Raw genomic sequence first — 15,679 nt, 5'->3', positions numbered from 1 at the left:
CGACGGGGCACGCAGCCCAAACTCGCTGCGCTCAGACATGGGCTGCTCTTCGACCCCGCCGCCCTGCGATGCTCGGCTCGCTCTACGGCTCGATTGAAGTCAAAAGCTGGAAGCCAAAGCACAGCGAGAGCAACAGCAAGTACAACAGCAACCGCGAGAGCGATCGCAAGAACCTGACACCCTCGGGCGCACATCGCGCGATCAGTGGATGACCCCACAGACACATCGGGAAGCCAGCGGTCTCCACCCCGCCCTATCGCCGCCCGAGCGACACCCCCTAGACTTCATGCATGCCGGATCTGATCGCCCGTTGCCTGTATCTGCTTGCCAAACTGGTCGGCGCGCTGCCGACGCCGGTGCTGCGTGCCATCGCTTCCGCCGTAGCAACGCTGGGCCGGCTGGCCGGCAGCCGCGAGAGCCGGGTCGCGCTGCGCAATCTCGAACTCGCCTATCCCGAACTGACCGACGACGAACGGTCCGCGCTGCAGAAGGCCGTCCTGCGCACCACCGCGCTGCAGACGCTGGAAACCCTGCGCCTGTGGACGCGGCCGCATGCGCGCAACCTGCGGATGCTGCGCGAGCAGCACGGCGTGGGCCTGTTCGACGCGGCGCTGGCCGATGGCCGCGGCCTGATCGTGTGCGCGCCGCATTACGGCAACTGGGAACTGCTCAACCAGTGGCTGGCTGCGCGCACGCCGATCTCGATCCTCTATCGCGCGCCGGATTCGGCGGTCGGCGAAGCCTTCCTGCGCCGCGTGCGCGCCGGCGTACCGGACCGCGTGCGTCAGGTGCGTGCGGAAGGCCCGGCCGTGCGGCAGTTGTGGAAGACACTCAAAGAGGGCGGCGTGGTCGGCATCCTGCCCGACCAGCAGCCCAAGGCCGGCGACGGCGCGTTCGCCCCGTTCTTCGGCATGCCGGCGCTGACGATGACGCTGGCCTCGCGACTCGCCGAGCGCACCGGCGCGACCGTGCTGTTCGCGTACTGCGAGCGCATCGGCGACGGTCCGGATTTCGCGCTGCGCATCGAGCCCGCACATCCCGCGATCGCCGATGCCGACCTGGTGCGCGCGACCACCGCGCTCAACGCCGGCGTCGAACACATCGCGCGGCGTGACCCTGCGCAGTACCAGTGGACCTACAAGCGCTACAAGGCCCGGCCGTCCGGCTCGGGTGACGACAATCCCTATCTCGACCTCGAACGTCGACGATGAGCACGCGCCGATGACCGCCAGCGAAGACCACGCCGCCACACCGCCGCCGCTGCCCGTCGAACCGGCGGCGCCTGCGCCGCAGGTCGAGACCGATGTCTGGCAGCCGCTGCCGCTGCGGGCACGCACGCTGGCGACGATCTCCACATTGATCGGCACCCTGATTCCGCTGGCGATCGCGCTGGGCGTCGGCCTGATCGCCGCCGACCGCCAGCCGCTGTCGTTCGCGATCGCCGGGGCACTGCTACTGGTGATTCCGGCCTGGACGGTGTGGATCGCGCGCCGTCGCTGGCTGCGCACGCGCTGGCGGCTCGACGACGACGGCTTCGGCGTGCGTCGTGGGCACCTGTGGCGCAGCGACACACGCGTGCCCGGCAATCGCGTGCAGCATCTCGACGTGCGCCGAGGCCCGCTGGAACGCGCGTTCGGGCTGGCGACGCTGATCGTGCATACCGCCGGCACCCGCAACAGCGCGCTGTCGCTGTCGGGTCTGGACTTCGAAGAAGCCGAGCGTCTGCGCGACACGCTGGCCGCGCGCGCCGCCCGCGACGACGACCATGACGACGCCTGATCCGGCCGCGCCCGAGGCGCTGCTGCCGGAGGATCACGAGCGCCGCCTGCATCCGGGCTCGTGGCTGTTCGTGCTGCTGCAGAACCTGCGGCAGTTCATCGTGCCGCTGGCCGTGCTCGTGTTCGCCGGCGGCCGCCGCGACGACGGCTATCCGTGGTGGCTGCCGATGATCGGTGTGGGCGCGCTGGTCATCGTGTCGGTGTGGCAGTACCTGACATTCCGCTACCGCATCGACGACGACCGGCTCGTCGTGCGCAGCGGTCTGCTCGAGCGCAGCGTGCGGCAGATCCCGTATTCGCGCATCCACAACGTCGCGATCCACCAGACCCTGCTGCACCGCCTGATGAGCGTGGCTGAAGTCCGGCTGGAATCGGCTGGCGGCACGAAGCCCGAAGCGCAGATGCGTGTGCTGCGGATGCCCGAGGCGCTGGCACTCGAACAGCTGATCCGTGATCGCGGCTGCGCCGATGCGGTCATTGCGACGCCCGACGGCACACCGGTCGCCGCGCCCGAGGGCACCACGCTGCTGGCGCTGTCGACCTGGGAAGTGGTCAAGCTCGGCCTGATCTCGAATCGCGGCCTGATCGTCGTCGCCGGTGCGGTCGCGCTGTCGTTCCAGGTCATGCCCGAACGCGCGATGGGGCGGCTGCTGGTCGAGTACGGCCGCGAGGCCTTCGGCTATGCCAGCGGTTTCGCGACGACCTGGATGGCCAAGGGCCTGGTGCTGATGGGCGTCGTCGCGACGGCGCTGGTGCTGATCCGTGCGTTCTCCGTGCTGTTGTCGCTGCTGCGCTACCACGGGTTCCGCCTGCAGCGGCAGGGCCGGCGCCTGACCGTCGAGCGCGGCCTGCTCGGCCGCTCGCGTAGTAGTGTGCCGCGCCGACGCATCCAGGCATGGACGCAGCAGGAGGGCGTGCTGCACCGCCTGTTCGCGCGGCGCACGCTGGAGATCGACACCGCCAGCGCGCGCGGCAGCGACGGCCAGGGCAACGCGAATGCGCAGCGCGGGCTCGACGCGCTGGCGCCGATCGCGCCGCCCGACACCTGCGATGCGATCGTGCGCGACATTGCGCTGCTGCCTGCCTGGCCGCCGGTGGACTGGCAGCCGCTGCACCCACGCGCGTGGCAGCGGCTGGTGCTCGGCGACCTCTTCATGACGGTCGGGCTATGCGCGGTGCTGGCGTGGTTCTTCCAGTGGTGGGGCGCGCTGGGCCTGTTGTGGCTGCCGTGGTCGGTGTTCGTCGCGCGCCGCCACGCCGCGCGCGCGGGCTATGTGGTCGACGATGCACTGGTCGCGGTGCGCGAAGGCTGGTGGTCACGCACCTGGCGCTTTGCCGAACTCGGCAAGCTGGAGGCTGTGGAACTGCGCCAGTCGCCGCTGGACCGCGGCTTCGGCATGGCCTCGGTCTGGCTCGACACCGCTGGCGCCAACGCGATGACCACGCCGCTGCGCCTGCGCTTCCTGCCGCTGGCCGATGCCGCGCGCATCCACGCCACGCTTGCCCGGGAGATCGCGCGGCGCCCACTGCGCTGGTAATACGCGCCTGAATGGGCTGTTTTTGACAATGAGATTCATTATCATGTGGGGACTTCCCGACCGGTTGTTTCCGCAATGCGTCTTCGCAGCAGTGTTTTCCTCTCCATCGCGGCCGCGCTCTGTCTCCCCACCCTCCCCGCTTCCGCGCAGGACGCGACGAAGACCGCGCCGACAGACCTCGACGCCGTGCGCGTCACCGGGCGTGCACAGACGCTCTATCGAAGCGATGACGCAGCGGTGGGCACGCGCACCGACACGCCCCTGTCGCAGGTGCCGCAGTCGGTCCAGGTCCTGCCACGCGAACTGATCGACGATCAGGCGGCGCACGACGTCACCGATCTGTATCGCAGCATCAGCGGCATCAGCTTCTTCAGCTACGCCGGGGTCACGCTGCGCGGCTTCCGCCAGGAGAACGTGCTCTACGACGGACTGCGCGGCGATCCCTACGCCGGCTTCTCGGTGCCGCAGCTGTTCAACATCGAGCGCGTGGAGGTGCTCAAGGGTCCGGCCGGCGCGCTGTACGGCGGCGGCGAACCGGGCGGCGTCATCAACTACGTGACCCGCAAGCCGCAGGGGCAGGCGCGGCGCCGGATCGAGGTGTCCGCCGGCAACGCCGATTACGTTTCAGGCTCCTTCGAAGCCACGGGCGCGGTCACGCCGGGCGCGCGCTATCGGCTCGGCCTGCATGCCGACGGCGACGCAGGTGTGCGCTGGAACGCGGACAGCGAGAGCCGCATCGGCGATGCCTCGGTGGCGTTCGACGTGGGACAGACCGGCGAACTGACGCTGCAGCTCACCGACATCACCCAGAATCTGGGCGGCAACCGCCTGCGCGGCGTGCCGGTGAACGATGCCGGCACGTTCCTGACCGACCGGCGTTGGAACCACAACGAAGCCACCGACTTCCTCGACATGGACGCGCGTGTCGTGCTGGCGCAGTACCGCGCGTCGCCGTCGGCGGCGTGGGATGTGGATCTGTCGGCGCGCTGGTTCGAAAACAGCGAGCATCAGATCTATCACGAGCCGATGGGATTGATCGACCGTGACCGCGATGGCACCGCCGAATGGATGACCCGGCAGCTGCGCAACCAGATCCGGGACAACGAAGGCCTGACCGTGGCCGGCAATGCGGTGTGGCGGTTCGCCACCGGCGCCGTCGAACACAAGCTTCTGTTCGGCGCCGACTGGTATCGGCTCGACGCGGACTTCACGGCGCAAACCGCGAACAGCGCGGACCTCGCCCGTGGCGCCGGGCCCGTCCCGGGCATCGATCTGTTCGCACCGGTCTACGGGCGTAGCGGCTGGTTCGACTACGGTCTGGACCGGCTGCCGTGGCGCACGACGCGCACGCGCGGGTTGCGATTCGGCGGTTACGTGCAGGACGAGATCACCCTGACGCCGCGCTGGCGCGTCCTCGCCGGGCTGCGCTGGGATGGGTTCGAGGACGAAGACCGGGTGACCGGCGGGGCGGTCGACGGTCAGGACCTGAGCTGGCGCCTGGGCAGCACCTACACCCTGGCCGAAGGCATCAACGCCTACGCCAATGTCGCCAGCGGCTTCCTGCCGCAGGCCACCGCGAACCAGGACCCCGCCGCGGGCGGACCCTTCGATGCCGAACGCAGCAGGCAGTGGGAAGCGGGGCTGAAGACCGAGCTCGCCGACGGACGCATGACCCTGGGCACCGCGTTGTACCGGATCGAACGCAGCAACATCGTGCAGGCGACCGGCGCGGTGCGCGATGGCGTCAACCAGCTCGCGCCGCTGGGCCTGGTGCGCAGCGAAGGGCTGGAGCTCGACCTGCTCGCCGACGTCACCGAACACTGGGTGCTCAGCCTCGCCTATGCGTGGAACGATGCGCGTGTGGTCGACGCCGGCAGCAATGGCATCGTCAATGCGTCCGGCGACCGTTTCGCCAACGCGCCGCGCAACAAGCTGGGGCTGTGGTCGCGCCACGACCTGCCGGCGCTGTCATCGGCGCTTGGGTTCGGCCTCGACTACACCGGCGAGCGCGTCAGCCTCGATGGCCAGCGGGTAAAGCCCTACACCGTGTTCGACCTGAGCTGGCAGACGCACTGGCGCTCGTGGAAGTTCCAGGCCAACGTCAAGAACGTCTTCGACAGGGTCTACGCGGCCAGCGGCTTCCTCACCCGCAACGGGCACTTCCCCGGCGAGCCGCGGCGCCTCTATCTGCAGGCCGCCTACACGTTCTGATCGACGCTTGTGAGCACGACGCCAGCCGCGCGCCCGCACACGACCGCCGCACCCGCCAAGGGCGGCGGCGGGCGTCGCCTGTGGTTCGACCTGCACAGCTGGATCGGCCTGAAGCTGTCGATCTTCATGGCGTTCGTGTGCCTGACCGGCACGTTGGCGACGGTCTCGCAGGAGATCGACTGGCTGGTCTTCCCCGAGGCTCGGGTGACCCCCACCGTGCAGCGCGCGAGCTGGGGCGGGATGACGGCTGCGGTGCAGCGCGCGTATCCGCAGTGGACGCTCGAGTCGTTGTCCGCGCCGCATGCGTCGCGATTCGCCGCGCGCGCGGTGATGCGCCTGCCCGATGGCGCGCGCCGCTTCGTCTGGGTCGATCCCTACAGCGGGCGCGTCACCGGCGACACCACCTGGTTCAACGCGCAGCGGATCCTGCGCAACACGCACCGGCATCTGATGCTGCCGCTGAAGATCGGCGTGCCGCTGGTATCGGCACTGGCGGTGCCGCTGCTGCTGACCCTGATCAGCAGTCTGTACATCTACAAGCGCTGGTGGCGCGGCTTCCTGACCTGGCCGCGCGCCGACAGGCCGCGTCGACTGTGGGGCGACGTACATCGTCTGGCAGGCGTCTGGAGCCTGTGGTTCATCGCAGTGATCGCACTGACCGGCGGCTGGTATCTCGTCGAATCGCTGGGCGGGGGCGCCGGCCCTGCGGCCGATATCGTGCTGTCCGAGCCAGAGGTCGCCACCGCACCGGCCGATGCGGAGGCGATCGATCACGCAGTCGCGGAGGTCGCACGGCAGTGGCCGGAACTGCAAGTCCGCGGCCTGCACGACGTGAGCGCGCGCAGCCTGCTGCTCGATGGCGAAGCGCAGGCCTGGCTGGTGCGCGACCGTGCGAATGCAGTCGGCTACGACCTGCAGGACCACCGCATGACCGGGCAACGCGATGGCCGCGACATGGGCATCCATCAGCGCATTTCCGAGATGGCCGATCCGCTGCATTTCGGCACATTCGGCGGGTGGCCGGTGCGCTGGCTGTGGTTCGTCTCCGGCGCGCTGCTCACCACCCTGAGCGTGACCGGCGTCTATCTCTATGGCCTGCGGGTGTCCGATGCGCTGCGCTCCGCGGCGCGTCGCCAAGGCAATACGCACGCCATGGCAATCAGTCCGTGGCGCCAGGTGTGGACCGGCGTGGCGCGTTGGCGCTGGCTCTGGATTCCGCTGCTGTGCGTCTGGGGCTGGCTGCTGGCCGTCGCGCTGCGCGCCGCCTAGCGCGCGCGTCGCGACCGCAGGTAGTGCGACAGCATGCCGACCCAATGCTCGATGCGCTTGACCAGCGGCATCGGCGCCTGGAACAGCAACCAGCTATAGGCGCGCAGTTCCCAGAACGTCGGCGCGGGCTTGGTGCGGAATTCGGCCTTGGCCATGCGCAACCAGCGCGGCGTGATGCCGGCCTGCTGGCGATAGAACTCGAGCATGCGTTCGCTGCCGACGACGTGGCGGTACACGCGCAACGGCGACGGCCCGAAGGATTTGAGCGCATTGCTGCCGTGTTCGCGGTGGCCGACCAGGGTGTCGGAGAGGTAGACCTTGTGCGCGCCGAGGATGTCGGCGCCGTAGACGATGCAGTCGTCCGGCCGCGAGAGCCAGTCGGCCGCGCGCTCGGGCGGCAGCGTCAGCAGGCGCGTCATCAGCGTGCTGCGCAGGCTCACCGCCGATGTCGCCGCGCCCTGAAAGCGGTGGTAGTAGGCATTGAGCAGGATCGACAGGCCCAGGTCGCGGTCCCGACCGGGCTTGAACATCGGCTCGTCGAGATCCCCGAACAGCTGCATGTTCGTGTAGACGAAATCGACTTCCGGCCGCGCGGCGTAGACATCGACGATGCGCTGCAGATAGTCGGGGTTCCAGCGGTCGTCCGAATCGAGCAGTGCCACGATGTCGCCGCGCGCCCGCGAAAACCCCGTGATCCACGCCTGCAGCTGACCGCCGTTGGCCTGTTCGATGATCGTGACCTGCGGATGGTCGCCGTAGTGCCGGCGCAGCAGCTCGGGCGAGCCGTCGCGCGAGCCGTCGTCGACGATGATGATCTCGAGCGGAGTTTCCGTCTGCGCGAGCACCGACTCGATCGCCTCGACGACGAACGCGGCGTAGTTGTAGCTCGAGACGAGCACGCTGACGGTGGGACGGACGGGAGCGGTCATGGACATCGGGCAGACGCCGCGCATGCGGCGCCGGCATCATAACAACGCGTCCCGCCACGCCCGGACGCCGCCGGCGCGATCGGCGACAATCGCCGCATGCCGATTCCTGCACCCGCCACTGCGCCGCTCCCCATCTCCGGTGTCGTCATCACCCAGAACGAGGGCGACCGCATCGGCCGCTGCCTGGACTCGATCCGCGGCCTGTGCGCCGAGCTGATCGTCGTCGATTCCGGTTCGACCGACGACACCGTCGCCGTCGCCACCGCGCACGGCGCGCGCGTGGTGCACCAGGACTGGCTGGGCTACGCGGCGCAGAAGACCTTCGCCAATACCCTTGCCGTGCACGACTGGCTGCTGCTGCTCGATGCCGACGAATGGCTATCGCCGGGCACCGACGCCACGGTCCGCAAACTGTTCGCGGACGGGCGTGTCGAGACCGCCGATGCCTGGCTGCTGACCCGCCGCAACTGGTTCCTCGGCCATCGCCTGCGTGGTGGCGAGCCGATGGAGCGTCTGGTCCGCGCGGGCTGGCGCTACCTGCCGTCGCAGGTGCATGAGCGCCCCGACCTCGAAGGCAAGACCGTCGCGAAACTCGACGCCGATTTCGAACACGACACCTCGCGCAGCCATGCCGAGCACGTCACCAAACTGTCGAAGTACGCCGCGCTGTGGGCGCAGCAACGGCGCGATGCGGGCAAGCGTGCCAATACGCTCGACGGCCCGCTGCACGCGGCCGCCTATCTGCTCAAGCAGTACCTGCTGCGTGGCGCGTTGCTCGACGGCGCGCCCGGCTGGCGCTTCCACCGCGCGCAGGCCGCTTACGTGCTGGAGAAGTACCAGCGCCTGCGCGCGATGTCCTGAGCGCTGAGCCTGTCCACCCCTGTAGGAGCGCGCTCGCGCGCGATGGACGTTCCGGCAATGCCCCATCGCGCGCAAGCGCGCTCCTACACCGGGTTCAATCGATCAGCGCCAGCCCCGATCCACGCGCTGTGCGTCAGACCGCCTGATTCGTTGACGATGCAAACGTAGGCAGGATGATCGCGCGATCGTCCCGCCCGCCCCTGTAGGAGCGCGCGCACGCGAGGGGCCATCCCGATATTGCCCGTCCCACAGGCGCAACCCACCCGGAATCGCTCTCAGGGTTTTGGCCCGTGCACCAGCCCGAACTCGGTCCAGGTCGACCGCCCCGCCTTCACCGCATCGCGGATCGCCTGGTTGGCCGCCTTCATTTCCGGCTTCACGTAGCCGCGCGCGTGATCGAGATGGATGCACACGGCCGAGAACCGGATCTGTTTGCCGGTCACGCCGGCATTGGCGAGACGCTCGCCGAGTTCCAGATCCTCGCCGCCGTAGGTCATGCGCTCGTCGAAACCGTTGACGCGCACGAGGTCCGCCTTCCAGCCCGAGGCGTTGTTGCCGGCCCAGCGCGGTTGGGTCGGCGTGGTGGCATTGAGCAAGCGCTCGCGCCAGCCCGGGCGCGCCCAGAGTTTCAGCGAGCGCTTCTTGCGCGGCAGGCCGTTGGCCTTGAGCCAATTGAGGTCGGTATGCAGGCCGCGCGCGATGACGTCGCGGTCGATCTTCAGGCTTAGGTCCATCGGCAGCTTGCAGTAGCCGCCGCCGAGATAACGCCCTTGCTCGCGCAGGCGCAGATGCTGGCTGACGAAATCCGCGCGGGGCACGCAATCGCCGTCGGAGAACACCAGGTAGTCCGCACGTGCCGCCTCGATCCCGCGGTTGAGGATCGTGCATTTGCGGAAGCCCGCGTCCTCGTGCCAGACGTGGCGCACCGGAAACGGCAGTTCACCGGCCATCCGTTCGACCAGCGCGCCGACGTCCGGCCCGGAGCCGTCGTCGGTGACGATCAGTTCGAAATCGGTGCGGTCCTGGTGCGCATAGCCCCACAGACACCGCTGCAGCCAGTCGGCGTTGTTGTAGGCGCTGATGATCAGGCTGGCGGCGGGCGTCTGCATGCCGGTGATTCTAGCGAGCCTCGCGCGCGCTCAGCGCAGACGCGTCAGGCGCGCGTAGAAGAAGCCGTCCATGCCCGATTCGCCCGGCAGTCGCTGGTGGCCGGCACCGGTGTCGCGGCCGAAACGCGCGTCGAGCGGATCGAGCGCGAAGTCCGGTTGGCGCGCGAGAAAAGCCTCGACCTGCGCCGCATTCTCGCGGCGCAGGATCGAACACGTCGCGTAGAGCAAGATGCCGCCCGGCGCGACGACGGCAGCCAGTGCATCAAGCAGCTGGGACTGCAGCTGGGCCAATGCATCGAGATCGGCGGGGCGCCGATGCAGCATCACGTCGGGCTGGCGGCGCACGATACCGGTCGCCGAGCACGGCGCATCCAGCAGCACCGCGTCGAACGGCGCGCCGTCCCACCAGCGTGCGGCGTCCAGCGCATCGGCGGTGCGCACGCGGGCCTGCGCGCCGATGCCCAGCCGCTTGAAGGTCTGCTCGATCCGCGCGACGCGCGGCGCGGCAATATCGATCGCCAGCAGGCGCAGCGCGGGATCGCGTTCCAGCAGATGCGCGCTCTTGCCGCCGGGCGCGGCGCAGGCATCGAGCACGGACGCGCCGGCCGCCGGCTGCAGCGCATCGGCCACGCATTGCGCGGCGCCGTCCTGGATCGACACGTCACCATCGGCGAACCCCGGCAATGCATCGACCGGCACCGGCGTCGCGAGGCGCAATGCATCGGGCATGTCGTCCGGCACATCGGCCTGCAGACCCGCCTGGATCAGGCGCGTGCAATAAGCGTCGCGCGTGCCGCGACGGGTGTTGACCCGTAACCATTGCGGCGCTGCAGAAGCGCTGGCGGTGAGGATCGCCTCGACATCCTGCGGCCAGTCGGCGCGCACTTCGGCGAGCAGCCAGGCCGGCCATGCCGCATCAGCCGCGGCGGTCGGCAGGCCGTCCTTCTGCGCGCGTCGCAGCAGTGCATTGACCAGATTGGCCTGGTGTGCGCGGCCCAGCAGGCGGGCCGCATCGACAGTGGCGTTGAGCGCCGCGTGCGCCGGCAGGCCCATGGGGTCGAGCTGGGCGAAGCCGGCATAGAGCAGCGCGCGCAGCGGCGCGTCGCGCGCGCCGGGCGGACGCGGCATCCAGCGTGACAAGGCCGCGGCATAGCGGCCCTGATGGCGAACCGCAGCAAACGCCATCGCCTCGACCAGCGCGCGGTCGCGCACATCGTCGATGCCGGCCAGCGCCGTCGACAGTTCACCCTTCAGCGAACGGCCGTGGTGCAGCACCGCGTCGATGACGCGCGCCGCGACCAGCCGCGCCTGTGCGCCGTGGTCCACGTCAGACGCCCGCGCGGCGCAGGTCGCTGCGCGCATTGAGGTAGTCGGCGACGTCGATCACGCGGCCGCCGGCACGCTGCACGCGCTGCAGGCGCAGCGCACCTTCACCGCATGCGATCACGATGCCCTCGCGACCCGCGGCCAGGACACTGCCCGGTGACTGCCCGTGCACCAGCGGCGCGAGACTTGCGCCATGGATGCGCAGGCGTTCGCCGGCGACATCCGCCTCCGCCACCGGCCAGGGATTGAACGCACGCACCGTGTCGGCGAGTTCGCGCGCCGGACGCGACCAGTCCAGCCGCGCTTCGGCCTTGTCGAGCTTGTGCGCATAGGTGACGCCGGTCTCCGGCTGCACGGCCTGCCCCAGGCGCATGCCGGCCCGCAACAGGCCGAGGCCGTCGCCCAGCACCTGGGCGCCCAACTCGGCCAGCCGGTCGTGCAGGCTCCCGCCGGTGTCCTCGGGCGTGATCGGCGTGGACTGGCGCAGCAGCACCGGCCCGGTGTCGAGGCCCTTCTCCATCTGCATCAGGCACACGCCGGTCTCGGCATCGCCGGCCTGGATCGCCCGCTGGATGGGCGCCGCGCCGCGCCAGCGCGGCAGCAGCGAGGCGTGCACGTTCCAGCAGCCGAAGCGCGGGATATCGAGCACCGCCTGCGGCAGCAGCAGGCCGTAGGCGACGACGATCATCAGGTCCGGTTCGAGCGCACGCAGGGTGTCGAGCACCTCGGCGCCCTTGAGCCGCTCGGGCTGGTGCACGGTGAGCCCACGCTCGAGCGCCATCTGCTTGACCGGCGAGGCGGTCAGCGCGCGGCCGCGACCGGCAGGGCGGTCTGGCTGGGTGTAGACGGCGACCACTTCATGGCGCGCATCGGCTGCCAGCAGCGACGGCACGGCGAAATCGGGAGTGCCGGCGAACACGAGTTTCATGGGCGTTGCTTCCTGAAAGACGTCCCGCCAGGGCGGGACGCGTGGCGCGATGACAGCGCGCAGGTGACGCAGCGTCGCGCGCGTCCGACAGACCGGGCCGCGTGCGGCGGACGACTCAGCCGCGCTCGTCCTTGCGCAGCTTCTCGAGCTTCTTCAGCGCACGGTCGCGCTTGAGCGGGGACAGATAATCGATGAACAGCTTGCCGTCGAGATGGTCGATTTCGTGCAGCACGCAGGTGGCCAACAGGCCGTCGACGCTCAGCTCGAACGGCTTGCCATGACGGTCGAGCGCGGTGACGGTGATGCCGTCGGCGCGGGTCACGTCGGCAAAAATCCCCGGGATCGACAGGCAGCCTTCGGTATGGACACGCAGGTCGGCCGAGCGATCACGGATTTCCGGGTTCACGAACACCAGCGGCTGCTCGCGGCCCTCGGTCACGTCGATGACCATGAAACGCTCGTGGGTATCGACCTGCGTCGCGGCCAGGCCAATGCCCGGCGCTTCGTACATGGTCTGGAACATGTCGTCGAGCAGGCGCTGGAACGCGGGATCGGCGAAACGATCGGCCGCAACCGGCTCGGCCAGTTTGCGCAGGCGGGAATGGGGGTATTCGAGGATCTCGAGCAGGGCCATGGGGTCGAAGAGCGAAGGCGGTCACAGCCGCGGGAGCGAAGCGGCCATTGTAACGTGCCCCACACTTGCGTCCGCGCGGACCTTTCAGGCTATATTGCGCCGCTGCAAGGGGAAAAATCCAAGGGGAGCAGGTAGATGGCCGGCACGCTTCAACGCCTTTCAAGGTCGTTCCGCACGGGCTGCGCCGTCGCGTTGCTGACTGTCACCACATTCGCAGCTGCGCAGCAGATGCGCGGCGATCATCCCGAGACCTATGTCGTGGTCCGCGGCGACACCCTCTGGGGTATTGCCGGCCGGTTCCTCGACAAGCCGTGGCTGTGGCCGGAAATCTGGCAGGCCAATCCGCAGATCGCGAACCCGCACCTGATCTACCCGGGCGACGTGATCAGCCTGGCGTATCTCAACCGCGTGACGATGCGCCCGGGCCCGCGTCTGGTCGACGCCTCGCCGATCGGTGCGATTCCGCTGTCGGACGTGGAGCCGTTCCTCAAGAACCGCCGCATCGTGTTCGACTTCGAGACCCTGCCCTACGTGCTCGGTTACGAAGACGGCCGCCTGCGCGGCAGCGTGGACCGCAACGTCTACGTCAAGGGCCTGGACAACGCCCGGCCGGGTGAGCGCTACGCCGTACTGCGCGCCGCCACCGAGTTCTACGGCGCACGACGTTCGCGTGAGCTCGATTTCCGCGGCAAGCGCATCCCGGGCGAGAGCAACCTGTGGTCGCAGACGCAGCCGGAGTCGCGCCAGCAGGACGCGTTCCTCGGTTACGAAATGGTGCAGATGGGCGTCGGCACGGTCGTGCACGGCCCGACCGCGGAAAGCGATACCACCGCGCTGGCGCTGGACAACAACGGCTACGAGGCCCGCGCCGGCGACCGCATCGTGCCGGTGAATCCGCAGCCCTACGACCTGCAGTTCTTCCCGCATCCGCCGAGCGCCGATGCGCTGTCGGCCGACGCCCGCGTCATCGGTGTCGCCGACATGCTGGTCACCGGCGGTCCGCGCGATGTCATCGCGATTTCGGCCGGTCACCAGAACGGCGTCGACAACGGCACCGTGTTCTCGATCTGGCGCACCGGCTCGCACGTCGTCGACCGGGTGAACCATCCCAACACCTCGCGCATCACCGACTCGCCGAACGCAGGCACGCGCCGTGACCGGCTGCCCGACGAGTACGCCGCGCACGCGATGGTCTTCCTGACCTTCGACTTCGTCAGCTACGCGCTGGTGATGGAAGGCGAGAAGCCGGCCGGTGTCGGCTACACGCTCAAGCACCCGGACGCCGAACAGTAAGGGGCGGCCCGCGCTGCGGGCTTTTCCGACGGCATCAGACGACGGCACCTTCGGGTGCCGTTTTCATGTGCAGCCTAGGCTGCCTGCATGGACCACGAAGCCGATCTCCACGCACTGCTGCGCCTGATCCACGCCGGCGGTGCCACGGCCCCGCGCCGCCGCCTGCTCGAACATGCCGACGGCCCTGCCGCCGCACTGGCAGGCGGCGCTTCGGCCTGGCGCGACGCCGGTCTCGATGCCGCGCAGCGCGCGGCCCTGGCCGGGCCGGAAGATGCGGTTGACGACTGGCGACGCTGGCGCGCAGCCGCCCCCGCCCGCCACGTGATCGGCTGGCACGATCCCGACTACCCCGTGCTGCTCAAGCGCATGCAGGCGCCGCCGCTGGCCCTGTTCGTCGAAGGCGACCCGTGCCGGCTGTGGCGCGCCGGCGTGGCGGTGGTCGGCAGCCGCGCGCCCACCGCGGGCGGGCGCGACAACGCGGCGCTGTTCGCCGCCCGCTTCGCCGCCGCCGGCCTGTCCGTCGTCAGCGGGCTGGCCAGCGGTATCGACGCGTCCGCGCACACCGCGGCGCTCGACGCCGGCGGCGATACCGTGGCCGTGCTCGGCAGCGGCATCGACACCCCCTATCCGCGCTCGAACCTGCGCCTGCACGCACGCATCGTCGAAGCGGGCACGGTCGTCAGCGAGTACCCGCCAGGCACGCCGGCGCGGCGCGAGCAGTTTCCCAGCCGCAACCGCATCGTCGCCGGTCTTGCGCTCGGCACGCTGGTGGTCGAAGCCGCGCAGCGCTCGGGCGCGCTGATCACCGCGCGGCTGGCCGCGGATGCCGGCCGCGAGGTGTTCGCGATCCCCGGCTCGATCCACAACCCGATGGCGCGCGGTTGCCACCGGCTGCTGCGCGACGGCGCGACCCTGGTCGAAGCGCCCGAAGAGGTGACCGGCGCCCTGTCGGCGATCGCCGGCGAACTGGCCGATGCCTTGCGCGAGCGGCTGGACGCCCCCATCCAGAGCGGCGAGACGATACTGAACACGGCTGGCGCGGGTGCCGCATCCGATCCCGACAGCGTCGACCCGGACTACAACCGGTTGTGGAAAGCCCTCGGGCACGACCCAACCGGTATGGATGAACTGGTCGCGCGCAGTGGATTGACGGTCGCCCGGGCGTCGGCCATGCTGCTGTCCATGGAGCTGGATGGACGTGTGGCTCTGCTGCACGGTCGGTATTCCCGAAAGTCCTGAAACGACGCGCCCAAGGGCGCAGGCCGAGGGGAAATGAAAGAAAGCATCCTGGATGTGCTGCTGTACCTGTTCGAACACTATTTCACCGAGGATGCGGACCTCGTCCGTGATCGCGATTCCCTCCAGAGCGGCCTGCTCCAGGCCGGTTTCAGTCCCGCGGAAGTCAGCAAAGCCTTCGATTGGCTCGACGCCCTGGCCGACCAGCGCCCGGCCGTGCCGGTGGTGCGTGCCAACGGTCCGACGCGCGTGTTCTCCGGCCCGGAACTCGACCGGCTCGATGTCGACTGCCGGGGTTTCTTGCTGTTCCTCGAGCAGCACGGCGTACTCGATGCCGACCAGCGCGAACTGGTCCTCGACCGGGCGATGGCGCTCGACCAGGACGAGCTGGATCTCGACGATCTGAAGTGGGTCGTGCTGATGGTGCTGTTCAACCAGCCCGGCAGCGAAGCGGCCTATGCCTGGATGGAAACCCAGATGTTCGCCGACGAGCCCGAGCCCGTGCACTGACGCGCCGGCGAATCGGCAGACGACACCGACAGGCGCCCACCGGGCGCCTGTCGCGTT

General features: G+C 69.4%; 15 protein-coding genes. 10 read left to right on the top strand and 5 right to left on the bottom strand.

From position 1 onward, the window contains the following. The 6 genes from J2X52_RS10190 to J2X52_RS10165 form a co-directional block, all read left to right on the top strand. Positions 1-212 (top strand): hypothetical protein (locus J2X52_RS10190; RefSeq protein ID WP_310152461.1); only part of this gene is annotated, 212 nt, incomplete at its 5' end. A gap of 78 nt (positions 213-290) precedes the next feature. Continuing rightward, positions 291-1,211: a lauroyl acyltransferase gene (locus tag J2X52_RS10185; RefSeq protein ID WP_310152457.1), complete on the top strand. Its 921-nt coding sequence runs from the start codon at positions 291-293 to the stop codon at positions 1,209-1,211. Between the two features lie 10 nt (positions 1,212-1,221). Further along, on the top strand, positions 1,222-1,779 hold the full coding sequence (locus tag J2X52_RS10180; RefSeq protein ID WP_310152454.1) for a PH domain-containing protein: 558 nt from the start codon (positions 1,222-1,224) through the stop codon (positions 1,777-1,779). Continuing rightward, positions 1,766-3,316: a PH domain-containing protein gene (locus J2X52_RS10175; protein ID WP_310152451.1), complete on the top strand. Its 1,551-nt coding sequence runs from the start codon at positions 1,766-1,768 to the stop codon at positions 3,314-3,316. The genes J2X52_RS10180 and J2X52_RS10175 overlap by 14 nt, the downstream gene beginning before the upstream one ends. A gap of 75 nt (positions 3,317-3,391) precedes the next feature. After that, positions 3,392-5,527 carry a TonB-dependent receptor gene (locus J2X52_RS10170; protein ID WP_310152448.1) on the top strand — a complete coding sequence of 712 codons (2,136 nt, stop codon included), beginning with the start codon at positions 3,392-3,394 and terminating at the stop codon, positions 5,525-5,527. Between the two features lie 9 nt (positions 5,528-5,536). Further along, positions 5,537-6,796: a PepSY-associated TM helix domain-containing protein gene (locus J2X52_RS10165; protein ID WP_310152445.1), complete on the top strand. Its 1,260-nt coding sequence runs from the start codon at positions 5,537-5,539 to the stop codon at positions 6,794-6,796. On the opposite strand, the gene J2X52_RS10160 is transcribed toward J2X52_RS10165, so the two are convergent. Further along, a complete protein-coding gene (locus tag J2X52_RS10160) occupies positions 6,793-7,725 on the bottom strand; it encodes a glycosyltransferase family 2 protein (RefSeq protein ID WP_310152442.1) in 933 nt (310 codons plus the stop codon). The two genes, J2X52_RS10165 and J2X52_RS10160, sit on opposite strands and share 4 nt — an antisense overlap. A 96-nt stretch (positions 7,726-7,821) precedes the next feature. On the opposite strand from J2X52_RS10160, the gene J2X52_RS10155 reads away from it, so the two are divergent. Further along, positions 7,822-8,586, top strand: coding sequence for a glycosyltransferase family 2 protein (locus tag J2X52_RS10155; protein WP_310152439.1), 765 nt, complete (start codon positions 7,822-7,824; stop codon positions 8,584-8,586). Positions 8,587-8,861: 275 nt separating this feature from the next. Here the strand turns inward: J2X52_RS10155 and J2X52_RS10150 are convergent, their stop codons facing one another. From J2X52_RS10150 to def, 4 genes are all read right to left on the bottom strand, one after another. Then, positions 8,862-9,695: a glycosyltransferase family 2 protein gene (locus J2X52_RS10150; RefSeq protein ID WP_310152435.1), complete on the bottom strand. Its 834-nt coding sequence runs from the start codon at positions 9,693-9,695 to the stop codon at positions 8,862-8,864. A 30-nt stretch (positions 9,696-9,725) separates the two neighbouring features. Then, the gene (gene rsmB / locus J2X52_RS10145) at positions 9,726-11,057 is read right to left on the bottom strand and encodes a 16S rRNA (cytosine(967)-C(5))-methyltransferase RsmB (protein WP_310152433.1); all 1,332 of its coding nucleotides are present in this window, start codon (positions 11,055-11,057) and stop codon (positions 9,726-9,728) included. After that, complete coding sequence (fmt, locus tag J2X52_RS10140; protein ID WP_310152431.1) at positions 11,023-11,949, bottom strand: methionyl-tRNA formyltransferase; 927 nt, start codon at positions 11,947-11,949, stop codon at positions 11,023-11,025. The genes rsmB and fmt overlap by 35 nt, the downstream gene beginning before the upstream one ends. Positions 11,950-12,064: 115 nt before the next feature. Beyond that, positions 12,065-12,583: a peptide deformylase gene (gene def / locus J2X52_RS10135; protein WP_310152426.1), complete on the bottom strand. Its 519-nt coding sequence runs from the start codon at positions 12,581-12,583 to the stop codon at positions 12,065-12,067. Between the two features lie 135 nt (positions 12,584-12,718). On the opposite strand from def, the gene J2X52_RS10130 reads away from it, so the two are divergent. The 3 genes from J2X52_RS10130 (at position 12,719) to J2X52_RS10120 (ending at position 15,622) form a co-directional block, all read left to right on the top strand. Beyond that, positions 12,719-13,876 carry a LysM peptidoglycan-binding domain-containing protein gene (locus tag J2X52_RS10130; RefSeq protein ID WP_310152423.1) on the top strand — a complete coding sequence of 386 codons (1,158 nt, stop codon included), beginning with the start codon at positions 12,719-12,721 and terminating at the stop codon, positions 13,874-13,876. An 87-nt stretch (positions 13,877-13,963) separates the two neighbouring features. Next, the gene (gene dprA / locus J2X52_RS10125; RefSeq protein WP_310152420.1) at positions 13,964-15,115 is read left to right on the top strand and encodes a DNA-processing protein DprA; all 1,152 of its coding nucleotides are present in this window, start codon (positions 13,964-13,966) and stop codon (positions 15,113-15,115) included. A gap of 33 nt (positions 15,116-15,148) precedes the next feature. Beyond that, entirely contained in the window at positions 15,149-15,622 is a 474-nt protein-coding gene (locus J2X52_RS10120; RefSeq protein WP_310152417.1) for a DUF494 family protein, read from the top strand. Positions 15,623-15,679: the final 57 nt, after the last annotated feature.

Origin of the sequence: Luteimonas sp. 3794, assembly GCF_031456825.1 — a bacterium.
GTDB lineage: Bacteria > Pseudomonadota > Gammaproteobacteria > Xanthomonadales > Xanthomonadaceae > Luteimonas.
Note: the sequence above shows the minus strand (reverse complement) of the source record. Positions and strands in the feature narration are given on the sequence as shown.